The 18,064-nt window shown below is 43.7% G+C and carries 17 protein-coding genes; 8 read left to right on the top strand and 9 right to left on the bottom strand.

Features of this window, described 5'->3' with window-relative positions:
- Positions 1-104 precede the first annotated feature (104 nt).
- The 4 genes from R7044_RS00165 to R7044_RS00150 all read right to left on the bottom strand — a co-directional run bounded on the left by R7044_RS00165 (position 105) and on the right by R7044_RS00150 (position 4,962).
- A complete protein-coding gene (locus R7044_RS00165; protein WP_005376350.1) occupies positions 105-662 on the bottom strand; it encodes a PhnA domain-containing protein in 558 nt (185 codons plus the stop codon).
- A gap of 289 nt (positions 663-951) precedes the next feature.
- Positions 952-1,161, bottom strand: a complete 210-nt coding sequence (locus R7044_RS00160) for a YgdI/YgdR family lipoprotein (protein ID WP_017634171.1) — start codon at positions 1,159-1,161, stop codon at positions 952-954.
- Between the two features lie 136 nt (positions 1,162-1,297).
- Positions 1,298-3,706, bottom strand: coding sequence for a VolA/Pla-1 family phospholipase (locus tag R7044_RS00155; protein ID WP_225455277.1), 2,409 nt, complete (start codon positions 3,704-3,706; stop codon positions 1,298-1,300).
- Between the two features lie 20 nt (positions 3,707-3,726).
- Positions 3,727-4,962: an outer membrane protein transport protein gene (locus tag R7044_RS00150; protein WP_005376347.1), complete on the bottom strand. Its 1,236-nt coding sequence runs from the start codon at positions 4,960-4,962 to the stop codon at positions 3,727-3,729.
- Between the two features lie 422 nt (positions 4,963-5,384).
- Between R7044_RS00150 and R7044_RS00145 the strand changes: the two genes are divergently transcribed.
- Positions 5,385-6,413: a site-2 protease family protein gene (locus R7044_RS00145; protein ID WP_021035977.1), complete on the top strand. Its 1,029-nt coding sequence runs from the start codon at positions 5,385-5,387 to the stop codon at positions 6,411-6,413.
- 75 nt (positions 6,414-6,488) lie between these two features.
- Here the strand turns inward: R7044_RS00145 and R7044_RS00140 are convergent, their stop codons facing one another.
- Complete coding sequence (locus R7044_RS00140) at positions 6,489-7,277, bottom strand: M48 family metallopeptidase (RefSeq protein WP_017634168.1); 789 nt, start codon at positions 7,275-7,277, stop codon at positions 6,489-6,491.
- A 201-nt stretch (positions 7,278-7,478) separates the two neighbouring features.
- Here R7044_RS00140 and R7044_RS00135 point away from each other — a divergent pair, with 201 nt between their 5' ends.
- The 5 genes from R7044_RS00135 to cutA all read left to right on the top strand — a co-directional run bounded on the left by R7044_RS00135 (position 7,479) and on the right by cutA (position 10,524).
- The gene (locus R7044_RS00135) at positions 7,479-7,913 is read left to right on the top strand and encodes a hotdog fold thioesterase (protein WP_005376340.1); all 435 of its coding nucleotides are present in this window, start codon (positions 7,479-7,481) and stop codon (positions 7,911-7,913) included.
- 6 nt (positions 7,914-7,919) lie between these two features.
- Positions 7,920-8,153 carry a DUF3389 domain-containing protein gene (locus R7044_RS00130; RefSeq protein WP_005376338.1) on the top strand — a complete coding sequence of 78 codons (234 nt, stop codon included), beginning with the start codon at positions 7,920-7,922 and terminating at the stop codon, positions 8,151-8,153.
- A 79-nt stretch (positions 8,154-8,232) separates the two neighbouring features.
- Positions 8,233-9,942, top strand: coding sequence for an SgrR family transcriptional regulator (locus R7044_RS00125; protein ID WP_033907082.1), 1,710 nt, complete (start codon positions 8,233-8,235; stop codon positions 9,940-9,942).
- Positions 9,926-10,177: a hypothetical protein gene (locus R7044_RS00120; RefSeq protein WP_005376334.1), complete on the top strand. Its 252-nt coding sequence runs from the start codon at positions 9,926-9,928 to the stop codon at positions 10,175-10,177. Before R7044_RS00125 ends, R7044_RS00120 begins: the two co-directional genes overlap by 17 nt.
- Positions 10,178-10,191: 14 nt before the next feature.
- Positions 10,192-10,524: a divalent-cation tolerance protein CutA gene (cutA, locus tag R7044_RS00115; protein ID WP_005376332.1), complete on the top strand. Its 333-nt coding sequence runs from the start codon at positions 10,192-10,194 to the stop codon at positions 10,522-10,524.
- Here cutA and R7044_RS00110 read toward each other — a convergent pair.
- Entirely contained in the window at positions 10,486-11,082 is a 597-nt protein-coding gene (locus tag R7044_RS00110; RefSeq protein WP_005376330.1) for a DUF2238 domain-containing protein, read from the bottom strand. The genes cutA and R7044_RS00110 overlap by 39 nt on opposite strands.
- Before the next feature lie 242 nt (positions 11,083-11,324).
- Between R7044_RS00110 and R7044_RS00105 the strand changes: the two genes are divergently transcribed.
- Positions 11,325-12,164 (top strand): isopenicillin N synthase family dioxygenase, encoded by an 840-nt coding sequence (locus R7044_RS00105; protein ID WP_205391180.1) that lies wholly within the window; start codon positions 11,325-11,327, stop codon positions 12,162-12,164.
- A gap of 128 nt (positions 12,165-12,292) precedes the next feature.
- Complete coding sequence (locus R7044_RS00100) at positions 12,293-12,913, top strand: DNA-J related domain-containing protein (protein ID WP_005376328.1); 621 nt, start codon at positions 12,293-12,295, stop codon at positions 12,911-12,913.
- A 79-nt stretch (positions 12,914-12,992) separates the two neighbouring features.
- On the opposite strand, the gene R7044_RS00095 is transcribed toward R7044_RS00100, so the two are convergent.
- From R7044_RS00095 to fabV, 3 genes are all read right to left on the bottom strand, one after another.
- Positions 12,993-14,648, bottom strand: a complete 1,656-nt coding sequence (locus R7044_RS00095) for an ABC-ATPase domain-containing protein (RefSeq protein ID WP_225455276.1) — start codon at positions 14,646-14,648, stop codon at positions 12,993-12,995.
- A gap of 71 nt (positions 14,649-14,719) precedes the next feature.
- Positions 14,720-16,633, bottom strand: a complete 1,914-nt coding sequence (locus tag R7044_RS00090) for a sensor domain-containing phosphodiesterase (RefSeq protein WP_047101140.1) — start codon at positions 16,631-16,633, stop codon at positions 14,720-14,722.
- A 180-nt stretch (positions 16,634-16,813) separates the two neighbouring features.
- Positions 16,814-18,013 carry an enoyl-ACP reductase FabV gene (gene fabV / locus R7044_RS00085; RefSeq protein ID WP_205391178.1) on the bottom strand — a complete coding sequence of 400 codons (1,200 nt, stop codon included), beginning with the start codon at positions 18,011-18,013 and terminating at the stop codon, positions 16,814-16,816.
- Positions 18,014-18,064: the final 51 nt, after the last annotated feature.

Here is an 18,064-nt window from a genome sequence, read left to right as displayed (position 1 = left end):
GAAAAGAAACACTCTAGAGGAGGTAGACATGATAGTAGATTAAGTGTTGTATAGAAAAACGGGGCACCATTGGTGCCCCGTTTTGACATGACTGAAGTGCGATATTACTTCTTGCGGCAGTATTCTGCGATCACGTACATCGACTGACCACCATTTGCCTTACCCGAAACTAGCTTTGGATCATCGCCAAGGCTAATACCACGAATCACTGTACCTTGTTTGATTACTTGGTTAGTGCCTTTTACTGGTAGGTCTTTAATTACTGTTACATCGTCACCTTTCTTAAGTTCAGTGCCGTTACAGTCAACCGTTTTATCGTCAGCAGACATCCCTTTCATTGCCCAGTTCATTTGCTCTTCTTCCATGTACATCATGTCAAGAGCATCTTGAGCCCAGCTTTCTGTGTTTAGGCGAGTGAGTTGGCGCCATGCAGTCACTTGTACAGCAGGAACCTGGCTCCACATGCTTTCGTTTAGACAACGCCAGTGGTTAATGTCTTTTGGCTCATCGATCTCACCCAGACACTTATCACAAACCATGATGGCAGTATCAACCGTCACATTACCGTGAGGTGGGACAGCGTATGCAGTTAGTTGAGATTCAGAAGAACACAGTTCACATTTTGACTCGCAGCGCGCAAGCAGAGTAGCTTCAATAGACATAAGGACTCACCTTAGTAATGTTATTTTGTGGCGGTATTATCCACTTTATCCTGAGAAATAAAAGGGTGTTAGCGAATTAAAGACTAGATTTTACAATACTCCAACCTGATTAAGGTGAAGATGTAAAATATTCGCTAAATAAATAATACGGAAGTATAAAAGACACTATTAATTGTTTTGGCTTATGAATTAGTTGTGTCAATTTCTACAACGATTACAAGCTTAAAAGAGGTAAATTTAGAGAGAGGGTGGCTAGAACATAGCCCTCTAATTTACAGAGGGCCTGTCGTTAACGTTCGACAATCTGGACAATTTGCTCTTTTGAAATACTCATTTCTTTACCATCCATGTCTTCATATTCGTACATACCCGTTTCCTCGTTCAGGTCTGGTTTACCGTAAGAGGTAATAATTTTCCCTTCATTTGTCGACATCAGATATTGGCTACTTCCGCATGCAGAAAGAAGTAATACAGTGGCAATAACAGTCAATACGCGCATAGAGTTTTCCTTTTAAACAAGTGAGTTAGGCAAAGACATCGATTTAACTATAGCAGAGGAAATATGAGTGGGTTTGAATAGAATTGAAATGAAAAAGCCCAGTAGAAACTGGGCTTTGGTAGGAAGGGTGTTGCGATTACTTCAAAACAGAAGTGTTAGTGACACCTGTTAGTGCGTCATCCATTAAGAAGTCAGTGTTTTCCATCTGCATCTCTACATGATGATCAATATCAGACAAAGTGCCATTTGGCGAAGCAAAAGTACTGTGCGATGCAGTAGCATTAAACTGTACAAAGCTCGCAGTTGCATTCACAGTAGTGTCCGTACTGTTCACAGTCTTCAACCCTAGCTTATTAGCAAGCGGTTCAGTACCCGCGAATGGTGCATTTGGAACGCTGTTTGGTACTGTGCTATCGCCATCCACTTCTGTCATAAAGAATGGTGTCGTTAGCGAACCAGATGCCACTAAATCTGAAGCGTTTGTGAACGGATCGACAGTGTCTAGTGTAGTCTGTGCTGCATAGATAAATTGTGAGAAACCTGCTTCTAGCGCTGCTACTTGAGCTTCCGTTGCCGCAGCCTCAAATGCTTCGTAACATGTTTTATCTTCTAGATCCGCACATGATGCATCAGCGTAAGTCGCATAGTCTTTTGATGCTGCATAAGCGAGGTTATGTTTGATCTGAGGGCCGTAATTGTCTGAACCCAGTAACAAATTACCAATTTGTCCACCAGAGTTCTGTACTGATGCAGAACTAAAGGTGTACAGCGCATCGGCAGTAGGGCTGCCCAATGTATTGTTTGCTGCTGCGACGGCAGATGTAGCTACAATACCGCCAAGTGAATGACCTAGCATTTTGACCTTTGAACCCGTCATTGGGTTGAAGCCTTGCAGAGGACCTCCAGCTAAAAGACCGCCTTGAGCAGATACTACCAAGCTAGCGCGCAAACCTAACACATCCAGAACACTTTGACGTAGGTTGTCACGCGCAACGGCTAAGTTGGAAAGATTTAGATAAGCCAGTACATTCGCATTTGCGGAACGTTGTTCATCTAAGCTGCGCGTACCATGAATAGGTAAGTCAATAGCGATAACTGCCACACCTGCTTTTACCATATTGAACGCGAACGCGTACGCATTCTCTTTCGCTGAGGTGATGCCGTGTTGATAAATCACAACGTCTGTCGCGACGCCAGATTTAGGTGTGAAGACCAGTACTTCGACATCTTCAACCGATTTCACTACGGGAACAGGCGAGTAGCGAGTAATGATACGCTCACTATCAAGCTGGGTACCATCGGTAAGAGTAAGCTTAGCTCCAACAAGTTTTAGCTGCTCTGTAGGATCTGTAGCAAGCTTTGTCACATCAACAGGATCATTTGCAAAAACGCCTGTTGATAGCTGCTGAACCATGTTTGCTTGCTCGTTCGGATCCGCTAATGCTGCGCTTAGCTTCGCTAGGCTTGGCATCGCAGATACCATTGGTTGCATGTTCCAGCTTGCGCCTTTTTCCAGGTAATGAGGCAGTCTTACCACACCTTGTGTCACGCTTACATCGGCACCTGATTGCATGTAAAGGCCTTTAATTGCCGTTTTAGCTGCGTCTAGATCGCTAATGTATTTACTAAAGTCATCGTCAGAGTCTAGCGCAGTGCTAAAGTCTTGGGTTTCACCGAGCGTTATTGTGTAGGCCGTTGATAAGTCAACTGAACCTTCGTTTGAGTCATTTTTGTAAACGGTATTTAGTGTGTTTGCGCCAGTAGAAAAACCAGTAGCGGTTACTCCTTTGACTGCCGCTAACGTATCACCTACAGACTGGGTACTGAACCATGAGGAGTAAACGATGTCGTTAGGATTAACTTGAGCTAGACCAAAAATGCCTTCAACCGCCTGAGTGACTGCTTGAACAGAAGCAAGGTCGCCAGTTTCATAAACGATTTCTTTCGATTTACCTGTCGCATAACTGGCTGATGTACCAATTGGCTCACCATTCACGTCAGTAACATCTTGTGTAACCGCAAAAATGTACTCGCTTGACTCATCAAGTGCAGCCAAGAACTGGATGTATAGAGAGCTACCTTTTGCTTGAACTACGTAGTCCTGATTCTGAACGAGTACCTCTTCGATTGGGTTAGATTTACCGTCCCACTCGGTTAAGCGTTGGTTAATCTTGATGACTTTAACACCAGACGACAGCATGCCCGTTGCAAAACCGTCGCCGTTGAAGTTAAGAACGATTGGCATAGACGTTGACCATCCATCCATCGTGTTCATTGAGGCTCTAGGGTTGGTTAAAGCATCATCGCCATCAGTTGGCAGACCAAGCGTACCATCGCTTGAGTCCATTAATAAGTAAGACGGTGCCGGTACATCTGCGTTCGCTCCTTGAAGCGTAAAACTGATGGATGTTTCGCGATCAAGCAATGCTTGGACTTCATCTTCAAATTGAACTTTGTCGGAAGTACCAGAACTGGAGGTATCATCACCACAACCAGCAAGAAGGATTGCAGAACAAAGCATTGATAATTTAAACGTGTGTTTCATTGGTTTACTCCGTAATCCCATTATTTGAAGGTGTAGTTCATCTGTACCGCGCTGATGTAAGCAGTACCTTCTGAGTCAAACTTAATCTCTTCACCCAGAGCATTTGTCTCAGTGAAAGAGCCTGATTTACTCTTAACAAGTGCAAAGCCTGCATCGAAAGTTAAATTCTCACTCATTGCGTAAGTTAGGCCCGCGCTGTACCAAAAACGGTCACTGTCAGGAATACTCAATGTCGCTTCACCTGCTTGTTCGTCGTACGCAAAGCCTGCACGGAATGTCCAGTCTGTATTAAGTATGTAAGTTGCACCAATGGAGTAGCGATTGTTGTCTTCATATTTCTCAGGTTTAAAGAAACATACTCCGTCATTACATTCGTTACTGGTCGCTTTTAGTTCTTTAAATGTGCTCCAGTCGGTTTGTTGCCAGCCGTAATGTACAGCCCATTGTTCATTCAGTTGATGGAAAGCCGATAATTCGATAATTGAAGGGAGAGAGATTTTTAAACGGCCATCAACTTTTGGTGATGAAGCTCGACCAGAGTCGTAACTACTAAACTCACCGTCATCAAAATCTAGATCAACCTTAGAGCGGTAGCCAAAGCCAAAACGGTTGTTTTCATTTAGCTCAAATAAAGCGCCGACATTCCAACCCCAAGCGAAAGTTTCACCTTCCATGCCGACAAGGTTATCGGACTTATTACCACCTAAAATACCGGCGAGTGCGCCTTTGTGGCGAGTCAGCTCTGCTTCAGCGTATACGAGGTTGATACCACCACCGACACTGAAAGACTCGTTGATACGGTAAGCGACATTAGGGTTGATGTTTACTGAAAGTAGGGAAGTGTCACCCGCCATATCACCTGCGGAAATATCATTTGGATAGTCAGTAGCAACACCGTATGTTGTGAACATACCGATACCCCAAGCCCAGTTATCATTGATAGGGCTGATGTAATAACCTGCTGGCACGATCTGTAAAGGGGCGACATCTTTCGCGTGTTCATTGTTTACAGTGTCGTACACATCGACTTCAGGGTCGATGATAGATAACGCGCCCGAAAATTGAGCTTCTTTGAAAAGTGTCATTGCTGCAGGGTTACGAGCAAGGACGCTGGCATTATCTGCGACAGCCCCTTCACCTGAAAATGCTCGACCAAGACCAGATGCCGAATGTTCAGCTACCTGGAAGCCCGCTGAGTGGGCATTACACGCAAACAATATTGAAATTGTAAGCAGAGAGCAGTGCTTCTTGTTCATCCTTGACCCTCCTAGGGTGTCATAATGCTGGACCGAAGTCCTTGTAATTGTTGTGTGGTACTTACACCAATTGTTAATACGCGAAATACAACGGTGATGTAAATGCAATGTTAATTGTATGTTTAATAACTTGTCAAAGTTTGAGCGTATTTTGCGTTTTAAATATGATGCATAGGTCAAACGATGGCTTGTAAGGGCATGTATTATCGTTATATTTTTGAAGAGAATGGTACGACCAGAATTGTTTTACGAGCTTTATAGTTAAATAACGATCAAATCAAGAGATAGCTCGCTTTGCTGTTTCTTCACTTCACAGGCATAATTCGCGCTCGCTATGTAGTTATTCAATAGACGCAATAGGAACCGCATTGGAATTACTGAATGTTGAATTTTTAGGTCGTTCGCTAAGGCTCGAAGGATCGATGGCTGGGTGGCAGCAGTTATATTGGGATAATACGTTGGTGTCTCAAATCGATGCCAGTGACAATACCGCAGAGACTTGTCTACACCAGTTTAAGCTCTCTGCGGGTGAGGAAATCCTGAACTGTCATTTAGAGTGTTCTTTAACATGGCAACCGTTTGAATTGAGTTACAAGGTCACAATTAACGGTGAGCTCGTCAACGAAGGTTGTCGAAATGAAAAAGACATCGAGCGCCAAGTGCCAGAAGTTACGCCACCATCCGAAAAGCGTTTAAGTGTAATAGGCCTCGTATCTCTTGGGATGAAAGCACTTAAAAGTGCGAAAGTTATTAAAGTGGCGTTAGCGTCTGCAAGTCTCGCTGCATATTCTTGGCTATTTTCCATCGAGTTCGCGCTAGCGTTGATCGCTTGCTTGGTTTTTCATGAATATGGTCACATTAGAGCGATGAAGTATTTTGGAATGAAGACCAAAGGGATCTATTTGATTCCATTCCTAGGTGGTTTGGCGCTAAGTGACGAAAAGATAAACACGCGCTGGCAGGATGTGGTTATCTCAATCATGGGACCATTTTTCGGTTTAGTACTTAGTATAGTTTTTACTTTGCTTTATTGGATGACTGGTGAGGTGATCTTCGCTGGGCTTGCTGTGTTTAACGCCTTGCTAAACCTATTTAATCTGCTGCCTATTTTACCATTAGATGGTGGCCATGTGCTCAAAAGTATTACCTTCTCAATGAATACTTGGGTCGGGTTAGTTGGCAGTATTGCGACCGCTTTATTAGGCATTTTTATCAGTTACTATTTCGGTCTGACGTTGCTAGGGTTTTTATTGTTAATGGGAATGTTGGAAGTGGTGATGGAATGGAGAGCTCGACATCAAAGCCATTTATTGCCATTAACCCGTTATGGGCAACTATTTTCACTTGCTTGGTACTTGGTCTCTGTCGGAGGTTTTGTTTCTATCATCTGGTATTTTGCCACTCTCGGAGATAGTTTGTTAAGTTTGCCGCTACAGATATTGGGCACTTGATTAGAATCATTAAAAAGCTCCCTAGGGAGCTTTTTTATTTGGCAAGCTTAAGTAGTAGACGATAGTAGCAATGAATTAGCCACATCTTGGTGCTTTCGCGTTATACGCAGGCAGCTTATTTATGGTTGCTTGTAAATCTTTAATGCGCGTACTGTGCGATGGGTGGGTTGAGAAGAATTCAGGTGGTTGAGAACCACCTGATGCAGCACTCATATTTTTCCATAAATCGACACTTTGACGTGGGTCGAAACCTGCTTTTGCCATGAATTCCAGCCCGACAATATCAGCCTCGGATTCCTGAGTACGACCGTATGGCAAGATAACACCGTATTGAACACCGACACCAAGTGCCGCCATCGTCATTTGTTGATACTGTTTGTACTCGGAAGCTCCAATGGCAACGTTTGCTAGAGACAACCCGGCATTTGCTAACTGACTTTGTGAAAGACGTTCATTACTGTGGTCAGCGAGGACGTGAGCGACTTCGTGACCAATAACTGTTGCCAACTGATCTTGGTTTTTCGCGACATCTAAAAGCCCGGTATACACGCCGATCTTCCCACCTGGTAGAGCAAACGCATTGACTTGTTCACTATCAAAAACAACGACTTCCCAGTCTTTAAATCCAGATTGAGCGGGAATGGTGTCAGTGATGTGTTTGGCAACGCATTGAACGTAGGCATTCGTTTTGCGATCTTTGCTGATTGGGATATCTTTCTTCATTTGTTCGAAAGATTTAGCGCCAAGCGATGACATTTCCTGATCTGAAAACATCAGGATCTGGTTGCGACCCGTCGGTGATGCGCTACACGCTGTTAAACCCGCGATAGTTAAAAGAGCAGAGGCTTTCATCCATACCTTCATAACAGGCTCCATTTAATTTTTTGTTTTGAAGCAATAGTATATACCCAAATAGTAACATGATGCATGGATCAAGTTATTCATCTGATTAATAAAGAAGGTGAGATGTTACGTCTTGAAGTTATGCCCAAGTAGCGTCTATGCTAGCTTCCTAGCACATCGTTACAACCTAACAAACCAGTTTGTGAAACTAAGAGTAAAACAATGAGTATATGGAAAAAGCCCGTAAGCATAGAGATTCTGAATGCCACGTCAAAAAATACCCTGATCGAGCACCTACAAATTAAATATACAGATTTCACTGACGACTCCCTTACAGCAACCATGCCCGTATGCAGCTTTACTCATCAACCTTTAGGAATGCTTCACGGTGGTGCATCAGTCGTGCTCGCAGAAACATTAGGCTCATTGGCTGCAAACTTCTCTGTCGATGAGGGCAGCTACTGCGTCGGTTTAGATATTAACGCGAACCATGTGCGAGCCATGCGAAGTGGTCATGTGATTGGTACGGCAAAACCGCTTCATCTGGGTATTTCAACGCAAGTGTGGCAAATCGATATCACTGATGAGCGAGGCCGTTTAGTGTGTACCAGTCGCTTGACCATCGCTGTGAAACAACACAAAACAAAGTCGGTATAAACTAAGATGGTGATTGAGTTTTCATTAGGAAAAATCATTGCAACCCAGCGTGAAATAGTGATTAAGCTCTCCGGTAGTGCAATGGTAACCTTGCAAGCGCAAACCGATGCAATTCAGTTGCTGGGTAGAGGAGCGAACGTTGTTTTATCTCATGGAGCAGAGTGCAAATGGTCTATCAAGCTGGACAACGAGGAACAACTGGCCGAACTTTCGCGAGAAATTGGTATCGATATTCAATAATTTATAGTGTGATGTTTGCACTTTTTGGTAAAAATGAGGAAACTTAGCTTATCGACAACAAGATAAGAATTTCCTCTTTATGAGTAGCCCTCGTTTACGTGTTCAGTTCGAAACACTGTTTGAAAAATTTTCCGGTCACGATACGGACGTTCAGCTCGAAGACATCACCGAAGCGTTGTTTTGTACACGTCGTAATGCTCGTATTGTTCTAAATAAACTTGAAGAAGAGGGCTGGATTGAGTGGCATCCGGCAGCGGGTCGAGGAAAACTTTCGAAACTCGTTTTTAAACGTAATCGAAGCGACGTCAGCGAAAACCTCGCCAGGCGTTATCTCGATGAAGGGAAAATCGGTCAGGCTCTAGATGCGCTTGATAACGATGCGGCACGATTAACGCAGGTTATCCAAGGTTATTTAGGGCTTCAGCATCGACAGGGCGAGCAGGTCGTGCGTTTGCCTTATTATCGACCATTGTCGATGTTAAACCCGCAGAAACCGATGCGGCGTTCTGAACAACACATCGCCAGACAAATTTTTAGCGGACTCACTCGCCTTGATGAAAATGAACAACTTCAACCAGATTTAGCCCACACGTGGGAAGCAATTTCTGATACACATTGGCGTTTTTATCTTCGTCGTGGAGTACGCTTTCATAACGGTGAACCGTTAACAACCAGTTGTGTTCTTGAAAGTGTGCTTGCGTTAAATAGCTTGAACTTGTTTTCTCACATAAAGCGGGTGTCTTCGCCACAAGAGTGGACCGTTGATATTGAGCTCATCCGTCCTGATCGCTACCTGCCTCTGGCTCTGAGTGAGTCGCAAGCAAAAATTTTGCTACCGAGTGCTTTGCGTTCTGAAAGCTTCGATAGACAACCGATAGGGACTGGGCCGTTCCAAGTTAAAATGAATGATGATAAGCGTCTTATTTTGACTGCTTTTGATGGCTACTTTGGTTTTCGCCCTTTACTTGACCAAGTGGAGGTGTGGGTAATCGATGAAGCCTATTCTTCAATGGTTTATCCAAGCCTGTCAAAGCCGAAGATGGATAAACAAGGTTCATCCGATGAAGTCGAGCTGGACCCTGGATGTACATTCCTATTACTAAACAAAAACACCGGGATTGCAAAAGATCCACGTTGGGCAGAGTTCCTCTCGCAAACCCTCAACAGTCACCAGATTTACGCGCATGTTCCACAAGATAAAGTGATGGAACTGGGAGTATTGCAAGCCTTTGGCCTTAAGCCCGGTTGGATTGATCTCAGGCCAGCGGAAGCGGGCAGCGTACCACAGGCTAATAAGGTAATTTCCGTAGCGTATCAGAAAAAGCATCCGATGTTTCCAGTAGTTGCCAAGGCCATCAAGACACTCTTAAAACCGCACGGTATAGAGGTTGAGTTTATTCGTTATGATTCTCAACCGCCCGCACCGGAGGAAGTGGATATCTGGGTGAAAGCTATGGGCATTGCAACGAACCGAAATGACGCGTTGGCGGGCTGGCTCCTGGATTACAGTGATATTGAGAAGTTCAGTTCAGGTTACGATTTTAGTGAATGGGCTAAACTTGTCGATCAATGGCGTGCCGGCATGCACACAGACTTTCCTGCGCGTGAGCTAGGACGACAATTAGTAAAAAGCTGTCAGGTGATTCCTATGTTTCACTGCTGGCTAGGCGTGAATAAAGACCACAGCGGTGCGTTACAAAATGCAAAGTGTAATGCCTTAGGTTGGTTTGATTTTAATAATGTATGGGTCAAACCGGATATAGAAAGTAACCATGGCGAAACCGAATAAAAAACAACCGACGAAAACCGTCGATATCTTTTGCTCTAAATGTAAAACTCAACTATTTAAGTACCGTAAAGGCGGGAAAGGCGCACTGGTTAAATGCTTCAAAGAGCGCATTGTTGACGATTTCACACAAACCCCATGTATTTGCCCCGCTTGCGGACAAGAGTTTGCAAGAGACACTTTAGTAAGAGGAACCCCCGCTTACAAAATGATTGGCGGCAAAGTGACGATGAAATAATAAAGGGCTAGAAAATGAGTATGAAACATGACTATTGCATGGTTTTAAGTACAACCAGTAATGAAAAAAATCGAGATCAGATCATTAAAGGTTTGCTAGATGCTCAATTAGCCGCGTGTATTCAAACGATGCCTATTGAAAGTCACTATGTGTGGAAAGGGGAGATTTGTACTGACAACGAATGGTTGCTGGTGATCAAAACTCGTCGAGAACTTTATGAATTGGTGGAAGAGAAAATAGAAAACCTGCACGAATACGAGGTAGCTCAAATCGTACAGGTTCCAATTGTTGATGGGTTTAACCCTTATTTAGAATGGTTGAGAGAATCGACGTTGAGCCGACATTAAGAATAACGACAACACTGCACCAACGGTATCGCACAACATATCTTTCTGGGCGTCCCATATGTCACCTTGCGAGCCCAGAAAGGCAATTCCCTCATCGCCACCAGCCAACTCCGCATACCACCATTCGATAATCTCATAGCCAGCAGCAAGTGACATGATAGCAAACAAAGCAAACCAGCAAGAGAACGCTTTGTTGAACCGTTTTTTGTTTATCAAGTATTCAGCGATCGGATATGCGTAAAGGCCAATTGAAAAGTGCGCAACGCGATCAAAATTATTTCGCTCTGAACCAATCATGTCGTTAAACCAGTCAAACGGCACTTCGGAGAACGTATATTTCGCACCGATAGTGTGCAAACAGAGCCAGATGAACATTAAAAAGTAAGCCGTATTACTGAACTGATAGCGAATCGAAATCGCCCAAATAGCAACAAGAATACCAATCGCCGGGATAATCTCCGCAAACCAAACTGCGCGTGAGTTAGGTTCCAACGCAGAAAATAAAAACACGATGGCATAAAAAATCGTTAATCCTAAGAGTGTCGAGGTGCTTTTCATAGAGTTACTTGATCCTTCAATTTATCTTACAGTGGGACTCCATAGATTGTGTTAATGATTGCACTTAATTGAACGCTGTGCAATTGATATTTTAATGGGTTTTTTGATCACTGAAAATGTTGATTTATTGGCAAACTGCTCAACATTAAAACGTTTGCGCGTGCAGTTTTCATTAAAGTTTGATTTACAACATGCCCATCCATAGAATCCATGATTCAGTCTAATAAAAAAGAAGTAAAGCCATGAAACTGGAAACTGTCGATTATCTTGCTGACGATGCTGCTCAACAGTTCGTTACCTCTCTACGCGAAACGGGGTTCGGTGTGTTGAAAAACCACCCGATTCCACAAGAGCTTGTAGAGTCAATTTACAAAAACTGGCATGAGTTTTTCTGTTCAGATCAAAAGAATGATTTTCACTTTAACGTAGACACCCAAGATGGCTATTTCCCACCCTCAGTGTCTGAAGTGGCGAAAGGGCACAAAGTGAAAGACATCAAAGAGTACTTTCATGTTTACCCTTGGGGGCAGATCCCAGAGCCGCTTAAAGCTGAAATCTTAGAGTACTACGAGCGTGCCAATGCATTTGCTCAAGAGCTATTAGGTTGGGTTGAAGCGTACGCACCTAAGGACGTTCAAGAGAAGTTCTCTATCGCGTTGTCAGAAATGATCAATAACAGCGACAAAACATTACTACGCGTGCTTCACTACCCACCGATGACAGGCGAAGAAGAGCCCGGCGCTATTCGCGCTGCTGCGCATGAAGACATTAACCTGTTAACGGTTTTGCCTGCTGCTAATGAACCTGGACTGCAAGTAAAGAGTAAAGAGGGTGATTGGATCGATGTACCATGTGACTTCGGGAACTTAATCATCAACATTGGTGATATGCTTCAAGAAGCGTCAGGTGGTTATTTCCCTTCAACGACTCACCGTGTAATCAACCCTACGGGTGGCCGTCAAGAAAAGTCACGTATCTCATTACCGTTGTTCCTGCATCCAAAGCCGGAAGTGGTGTTATCTGAGCGCTACACTGCACATAGCTACCTTATGGAACGTTTACGTGAGCTAGGGGTTATTTAACCTTTACGTGATCTCCTTACAAAGGCCGATGGTGAATGACTATCGGCCTTTTTGCATTTATGCTACAAAGTGGAAACTATGTTTTTTGTGCCGTGAATGGGGCCCTAAACTCGTGTCAGAGAGGATGAATGGAAGGACAACGTACTGTCAATAGTATTGAGCCTCATGCAATAGAAAATCCGCTGCTTTGGCCAATGTTAGAAATTCTGAGAAAACAGCCCTCTAATTGGAAAGTGCACACCTTGGCAAGCTCGTTGGGTGAACAAGGTTATATTTCAAAGCTGGACGACTCTCCCGATAAGGATTTATTCAAAAGAAATTTCCTGATCATGAATGCATTATATCAACTGCAAGACACTCTGTATCCGGATAGTTGGCTTCAAGTCGAAGCCATGGATATTCAGCTCATGTCTTCGATGGAAGCTTTGAGGCATAAGATCGATATTCATGATCCTTTGCGTGAGTATTACTTAGATTGGCGCAATTACGAAGCGGACGAAGATGAAGTGCGTCGACTGTTGAATGAATTTTGGACAACTTATCAAAAGTTCATCGGTGGTTCGTCAGTAGCCAGCGTAGATAAGACAAAGGCACTGTCACTATTTGAACTTAACACTGACGCTACGCCTGCGGAAATTAGAAAACAATGGCGAAAACTCGCGCTTCGTTGGCATCCTGATCGAGAAAATGGCGATGCAGAAAGATTTAGAGTTCTTTGTGAAGCGTGGAATGTACTGAGAAACGAATGATTCGCTAAGAATAAAGATAAAGGAAGGCAGCTAACTATAGCTGCCTTTTGATTGAACTGTCTCTGTCAGCGTATCAAAACTAGCATGATGACTTAAACTGAGATTTTCGCATGCGGTTGAGGGCAGCCATAACGTCTAGTGTGCGTGGTTTGGCTAAGTCGCCTTGTTTAGGAAGAGCGGCATGCCACTCACCAGACAGCATTTCTTCAATCTCCTTCGCCGGATGATTACACCAACCTGGAAGTTGAGCAATTTGGAACCATAACCAGCCAATTGTGTTGACTTCATCGGCTGACTCTATCTGTTCCAAAGCGCTAAGATCAGTAAACTCTTTACCAAATCGAAGTGACTCTTTGCCTTTCGCATTCACACGGAACTTGCCGTCAGTCAGAATATTCATCAACGCAACGCGGTTCAGTGCTCGAGGTGGGAAGGTCTGTAAACGTTCTTCTGACTCGTTATGGCGTTGAGTAGGGTGCTGAGCGATAACTTCTTTCGCTTTTTCAGTCACGTCAACGGCTTGGTAGTCGTGCATTTGAATGACGGTATCGGCAACGTCTAAGTAGTCGCCCGACCCACCCATAACGATAATGGTAGAGATATCAAGATCATCTCGTAATTGACCAATGCGGTCGACGAGAGGAGTAATTGGCTCATCACCTTTTGCCACCAATGCCTGCATACGCTCATCTCTAATCATGAAGTTGGTAGCAGAAGTATCTTCATCAATCAATAATGTGCTTGCACCCGCTTCAATAGACTCTTGAAGCCAAGCGGCTTGCGACGTTGAGCCTGATGCGTCTTGAGTAGAAAAGTCCGCCGTATCTTTACCCATCGGTAAATGGTTGATGTAGTTCGACAGGTTCAAGTGGTGTACGCATCGGCCATCTTCGGCACGAATCTTCATAGCCTTGTTATCGGCAACAATGTATTCGCGACCATCTCCTGGAATATGATCGTAAATTGAACGCTCTATTGCATTTAATAAGGTAGATTTGCCGTGGAAGCCGCCACCTACGATCAGTGTGATACCTTTTGGAATTCCTAATCCTGTGACATGGCCCTTGTTTGGCGCATGTAAAGTGACTTGTAGAGATTCAGGGGCTTTAAACTCAACGGCTTCTTTCATTGGAAGGTCGCAATTACCTGCAATTCGAGGAAGAATACTGCCGTTTGCGACAAACGCGACTAAGTTATTGGCCTCCAACTGTTCTCGCAGGGCATCTTGGTCTTCAACAACTTGGCAGTGCTTAATTAAAGCGGCTTTGTCGAGTTCACGCTCTAAAGTTGCTCGACGGATAAACTTAGGCAGGTGGAAAGTCAGTATGTTGTTGGCTTTTTTCCCCAATACTGAACGACCTTCGGCTGGTAAGTTAACTCGAAAACGCAGTTCAATACCTTCTTCAGTAAACAACACCGCGGTGCTATCAAGTACAGTTTGGCCTGTCAGTGAAATTGACACTGAGTTTTCTTGTTTAGCAAACTGTTCAAAACTACGCGCAATGAAATCACGTGCAGCTCTTTGAAATGCAGGAGACTCGTCTCTTAGCCACTCAAGACCAGTCAAAGACCATGAGCGAGTCGCACGAAAACGTGACGCCGATGCATAAGGGTCACCCTGTACATGATCGATAAACAAAGTGAAATCAGTGAAGTCGTATTGACCTTTGATTTGCTGATAAGCTCGGTAGTTCTGCTTTTCAATTTTCTTAAGCGTGGCAGTCAACTGATCCATGAAGATATTGGCCTTTTAATAGAAGCGGGCGGCGATTATAGAAACCACCGCCCTCATAGTAAAGAGAATGCTTAGGAAGAGTAGGCGTATTGCCCGCCAGAAAGGCGCTGATTAAACAAACTTTGCTCAAATTCATTACAAGGCATAGGTTTACCATAAAGAAAACCTTGTCCGATATCACAACCCTCACCAATAAGAAACTGCTCTTGTTGGTGGGATTCAATGCCTTCGATCACGACTTGGAGTTCCAGTTTTTTTGCAATGTGTATGATTGAACAAATGATCTCGCGATCATCATCTGACTTTTCCATTTGCTGGACGAAGCTTTTATCAATTTTGATGGCATCAAACGGATATTTCTTTAAATAGCTGAACGAGGCATATCCTGTACCAAAATCATCAAGTGACAATGTCACACCTAGTTTGTGCAACTTATTTAACGTTGTGCGCGCTACTATTTCATCGGCAATTAGAGCGCTCTCTGTTACTTCGAGCTCGAGAAAGTGTGCTGGCAAATGGAAAGTGTCGAGTAGGTGTTGCACTTGTTCTGCAAAATTTACGTTTTGTAATTGAATGGGAGAAACGTTGACGGCAATTTTGAAGTTATCGATTAACTCAGACCATTGTTTCGCTTTGTCTATCGCGGTACGCAGAACAAAAGAGCCAACTTCAAAGATAAGCCCGTTTTGTTCGGCCATATGTATCAATGCTTCGTTGGAAACGTCGCCAAGTATTGGATGTCTCCAGCGAAGCAAGGCTTCTGCGCCAATCCATTTACGTGTTTTGGAGTCTACTTGAGGTTGAAAGTACAACACTAAATCGTCGTTACGCACTGCTTGTAAAAGGTAACTTTCCAGTTCATTGTGACTATTGAGATCCGCCGAATGATTTTCTCTAAAATAACTAAAAGGTTCGCCGGATTCTTTACATAGAAGCATCGCGTAACATGCATGTTGAAGGATACGCTTAGCATTGCTGCAATCTTTGTAAGCTTGAACTATACCGATATACGTGTGCAAATGTATTTCTGTTTTGTTGAAGACAAATCCATCTACGCTAATTTTAGTGATATCATCTAATAGTTGATTTAACCGAGCTTCAATATCCTCTCCCCAAATCAATAAAACCATGTCATTCGAACTTGGTCTACCAGTGATAAATCCGCTAGCACCGTGTCTGGTTAATCTGGAGTGAAATTCTTTTAAAATGTTGTCAAAGACCTCGAACCCGTGCCTGGTCTGAATACTGCGAGCGTTACTAAAACCAATGTTGATGACCACAAGCGATTGCTGATCACTATCAAGGGACTGTAAGGTGTATTGGACAATGTTCTCAAGTGCAGAGCGATTTAGAAACCCAGTTCCCTGATCATGTGTTTTTTGGTAGCTCACTTGTTTTTCCGCGGCTTTACGGCGATCAATCTCTTGTGTTAAGGAGTAACTTAACTGGGCTAAATCCGTGGTACGATTTTCAATTCGACTCTTTAGCTCGGTGTTAAGTCGCTGAAGTTTATGTTGTTGGTACACAACTGAAAGCTGTGCTTCGATTGAATCTTTGAAAGTTTCAAGCAACTGACGGTAACTATCGTTGTACTCGTTTCTCTCAGAGTCAAGCATACAGATTGTTCCAAATGTCTCCCCATTTGGCCAGAATAGCGGTAAGCCGCAATAAGAAATCATGCCTAGTTTGATGTCTGGGTTATTTTGCCATTCTTCATCTTCAAGCGCATTGGGGATTACAAGCTCGCCTTTCTGTTCTATAACTTGCTCGCAATACAAACCGTTACCAAGCTGCTCTGCATCGCCAGTACGATAAGGATTACCTAGAGTTTCGCTAGATGTATTTACTTCTATGCGATCCGGATGGATACGCATAATTAATGTGGTGGGTACGTGTGTTATTTGAGCCAGTAAGTTGACGATTTCCTGCCAACTTCTTCGCATAGACTCAGGGATTTCGTAGTCTAATGTTTGCAATCTCCCCATATAGGTCATCCTTTACGTGGTTTCACTTCCTGTGAATTAAAAATGCAGACTGCTCTATTTTGTTCTCGCTTTTTAATTAAGTATAGGGTGGCTAGGGCTCGAAACAAAAAAAAGTCCTGAAAAGTGTTCAGGACTAGGAATAGTTGTCACATATCTCATCCTTGAAACAGGTAACAAGTATCAAGGCTTAAGCGACATTAACGATTCAATAGAAATGTCTTGCGAATAGTCGACATCTTCAAAGTTAAAGCCATTGAGCTTCATAAACTCATCTTTAAAACCTTGGTAATCACCAATCTCTTTAAAGTTTTCAGCATTCATCTGTTCTAAAAGAGCGTGGACTTCTTGTTGAACTTGCGGTTCAAGTTCCAAGTCATCTATTCGAATCAAGCGTTCGCCGTCAACTGGCACTTTCTCTTGATCGTATAACTTCGTAGTAAACAGTCGCTGCATTTGTTCAATACAGCGTTCGTGAGTACCTTTTTCCTTCATCACTCGATAAAGCGCTAACAGGTAGGGACTTAGCGCAGGGATGAATACACTGGCTTTCGTCACCAACGCCTTACACACGGTTGCGTAAGCACCGCCGTCAAAGTTGGCGAGTTTGAGGTTTAATGAATGACTGGTTTGGTGTAAATCGATTTTCGCTCGACCTAACGTACCATCGAGATAAATTGGGTGCGTAATGTCAGGGCCCATGTAAGAAAAGGCGATGGTTTTGCAGCCGTTTGCGATAGAGTCGTTATTGATGAGTGTGTCAATCCAGCTTTCCCAGTCTTCGCCGCCCATTACTTTAATGGTGGCATTGGCTTCCTCTTCTGTTGCAGGCGTTAAGGTGGTTTCTATCCACTTATCGTTCTCCAGCATGATAGAAGCGCCAGTGACAGGTTCACCAATAGGTTTAATGACACTGCGCCAAAACTCATCAGATTCAGGTTTAGGTCGAACACCGGTTGCCAAGCTATAGATGACTAAGTCAACTTCACCCTCAAAGTACGTTTCAATGGCTTCAATCACTTGATTGCGCACCGAACCAGAGAATGCATCGCCAACAATATTTATTGCGGTACGCCCGGCTTGATTTGCTTCTCGCTTAAAAAAGACGTTGTTATACCAACCCGCACTCCCAACCCCTTTCTCTGAAGGGCCACGCTCAAATGAGACGCCAATGGTATCGGCGTTAGCGCCACCGAACGTTAGGGCTATTCGTGCCGCTAGGCCGAAACCAGAGGAGGCACCAATAATCAAAACCCGTTTTGGGCCTTTTTTGATCTGTGGGGCGTGCTTTACGTATTCAATTTGCTCTTTAATAGATGCATGACACCCTTTGGGGTGCGCAGAGCGAGCAACAACACCTTGAATTAACGGTTCTATTCGCATGTTGTTATCTATCCTCGATGAGTGGAATTGAAAATAGATTAACGTAAAGTT

The organism is Vibrio sp. 1402, from assembly GCF_033340275.1.
This window is presented reverse-complemented; position numbering and strand designations above follow the sequence as displayed.

What these genes read in the sequence shown, in the direction of transcription:
- R7044_RS00125 (WP_033907082.1), top strand. Translation starts at nt 8,233, where the DNA reads ATGAGTAGCCCTCGTTTACGTGTTCAGTTCGAAACACTGTTTGAAAAA.
- R7044_RS00110 (WP_005376330.1), bottom strand. Translation starts at nt 11,082, where the DNA reads ATGAAAAGCACCTCGACACTCTTAGGATTAACGATTTTTTATGCCATC.
- R7044_RS00100 (WP_005376328.1), top strand. Translation starts at nt 12,293, where the DNA reads ATGGAAGGACAACGTACTGTCAATAGTATTGAGCCTCATGCAATAGAA.
- R7044_RS00140 (WP_017634168.1), bottom strand. Translation starts at nt 7,277, where the DNA reads ATGAAGGTATGGATGAAAGCCTCTGCTCTTTTAACTATCGCGGGTTTA.
- R7044_RS00130 (WP_005376338.1), top strand. Translation starts at nt 7,920, where the DNA reads ATGGTGATTGAGTTTTCATTAGGAAAAATCATTGCAACCCAGCGTGAA.
- R7044_RS00120 (WP_005376334.1), top strand. Translation starts at nt 9,926, where the DNA reads ATGGCGAAACCGAATAAAAAACAACCGACGAAAACCGTCGATATCTTT.
- R7044_RS00150 (WP_005376347.1), bottom strand. Translation starts at nt 4,962, where the DNA reads ATGAACAAGAAGCACTGCTCTCTGCTTACAATTTCAATATTGTTTGCG.
- R7044_RS00165 (WP_005376350.1), bottom strand. Translation starts at nt 662, where the DNA reads ATGTCTATTGAAGCTACTCTGCTTGCGCGCTGCGAGTCAAAATGTGAA.
- R7044_RS00145 (WP_021035977.1), top strand. Translation starts at nt 5,385, where the DNA reads ATGGCTGGGTGGCAGCAGTTATATTGGGATAATACGTTGGTGTCTCAA.
- R7044_RS00160 (WP_017634171.1), bottom strand. Translation starts at nt 1,161, where the DNA reads ATGCGCGTATTGACTGTTATTGCCACTGTATTACTTCTTTCTGCATGC.
- R7044_RS00095 (WP_225455276.1), bottom strand. Translation starts at nt 14,648, where the DNA reads ATGGATCAGTTGACTGCCACGCTTAAGAAAATTGAAAAGCAGAACTAC.
- R7044_RS00135 (WP_005376340.1), top strand. Translation starts at nt 7,479, where the DNA reads ATGAGTATATGGAAAAAGCCCGTAAGCATAGAGATTCTGAATGCCACG.
- R7044_RS00105 (WP_205391180.1), top strand. Translation starts at nt 11,325, where the DNA reads ATGAAACTGGAAACTGTCGATTATCTTGCTGACGATGCTGCTCAACAG.
- fabV (WP_205391178.1), bottom strand. Translation starts at nt 18,013, where the DNA reads ATGCGAATAGAACCGTTAATTCAAGGTGTTGTTGCTCGCTCTGCGCAC.
- cutA (WP_005376332.1), top strand. Translation starts at nt 10,192, where the DNA reads ATGAGTATGAAACATGACTATTGCATGGTTTTAAGTACAACCAGTAAT.
- R7044_RS00090 (WP_047101140.1), bottom strand. Translation starts at nt 16,633, where the DNA reads ATGGGGAGATTGCAAACATTAGACTACGAAATCCCTGAGTCTATGCGA.
- R7044_RS00155 (WP_225455277.1), bottom strand. Translation starts at nt 3,706, where the DNA reads ATGAAACACACGTTTAAATTATCAATGCTTTGTTCTGCAATCCTTCTT.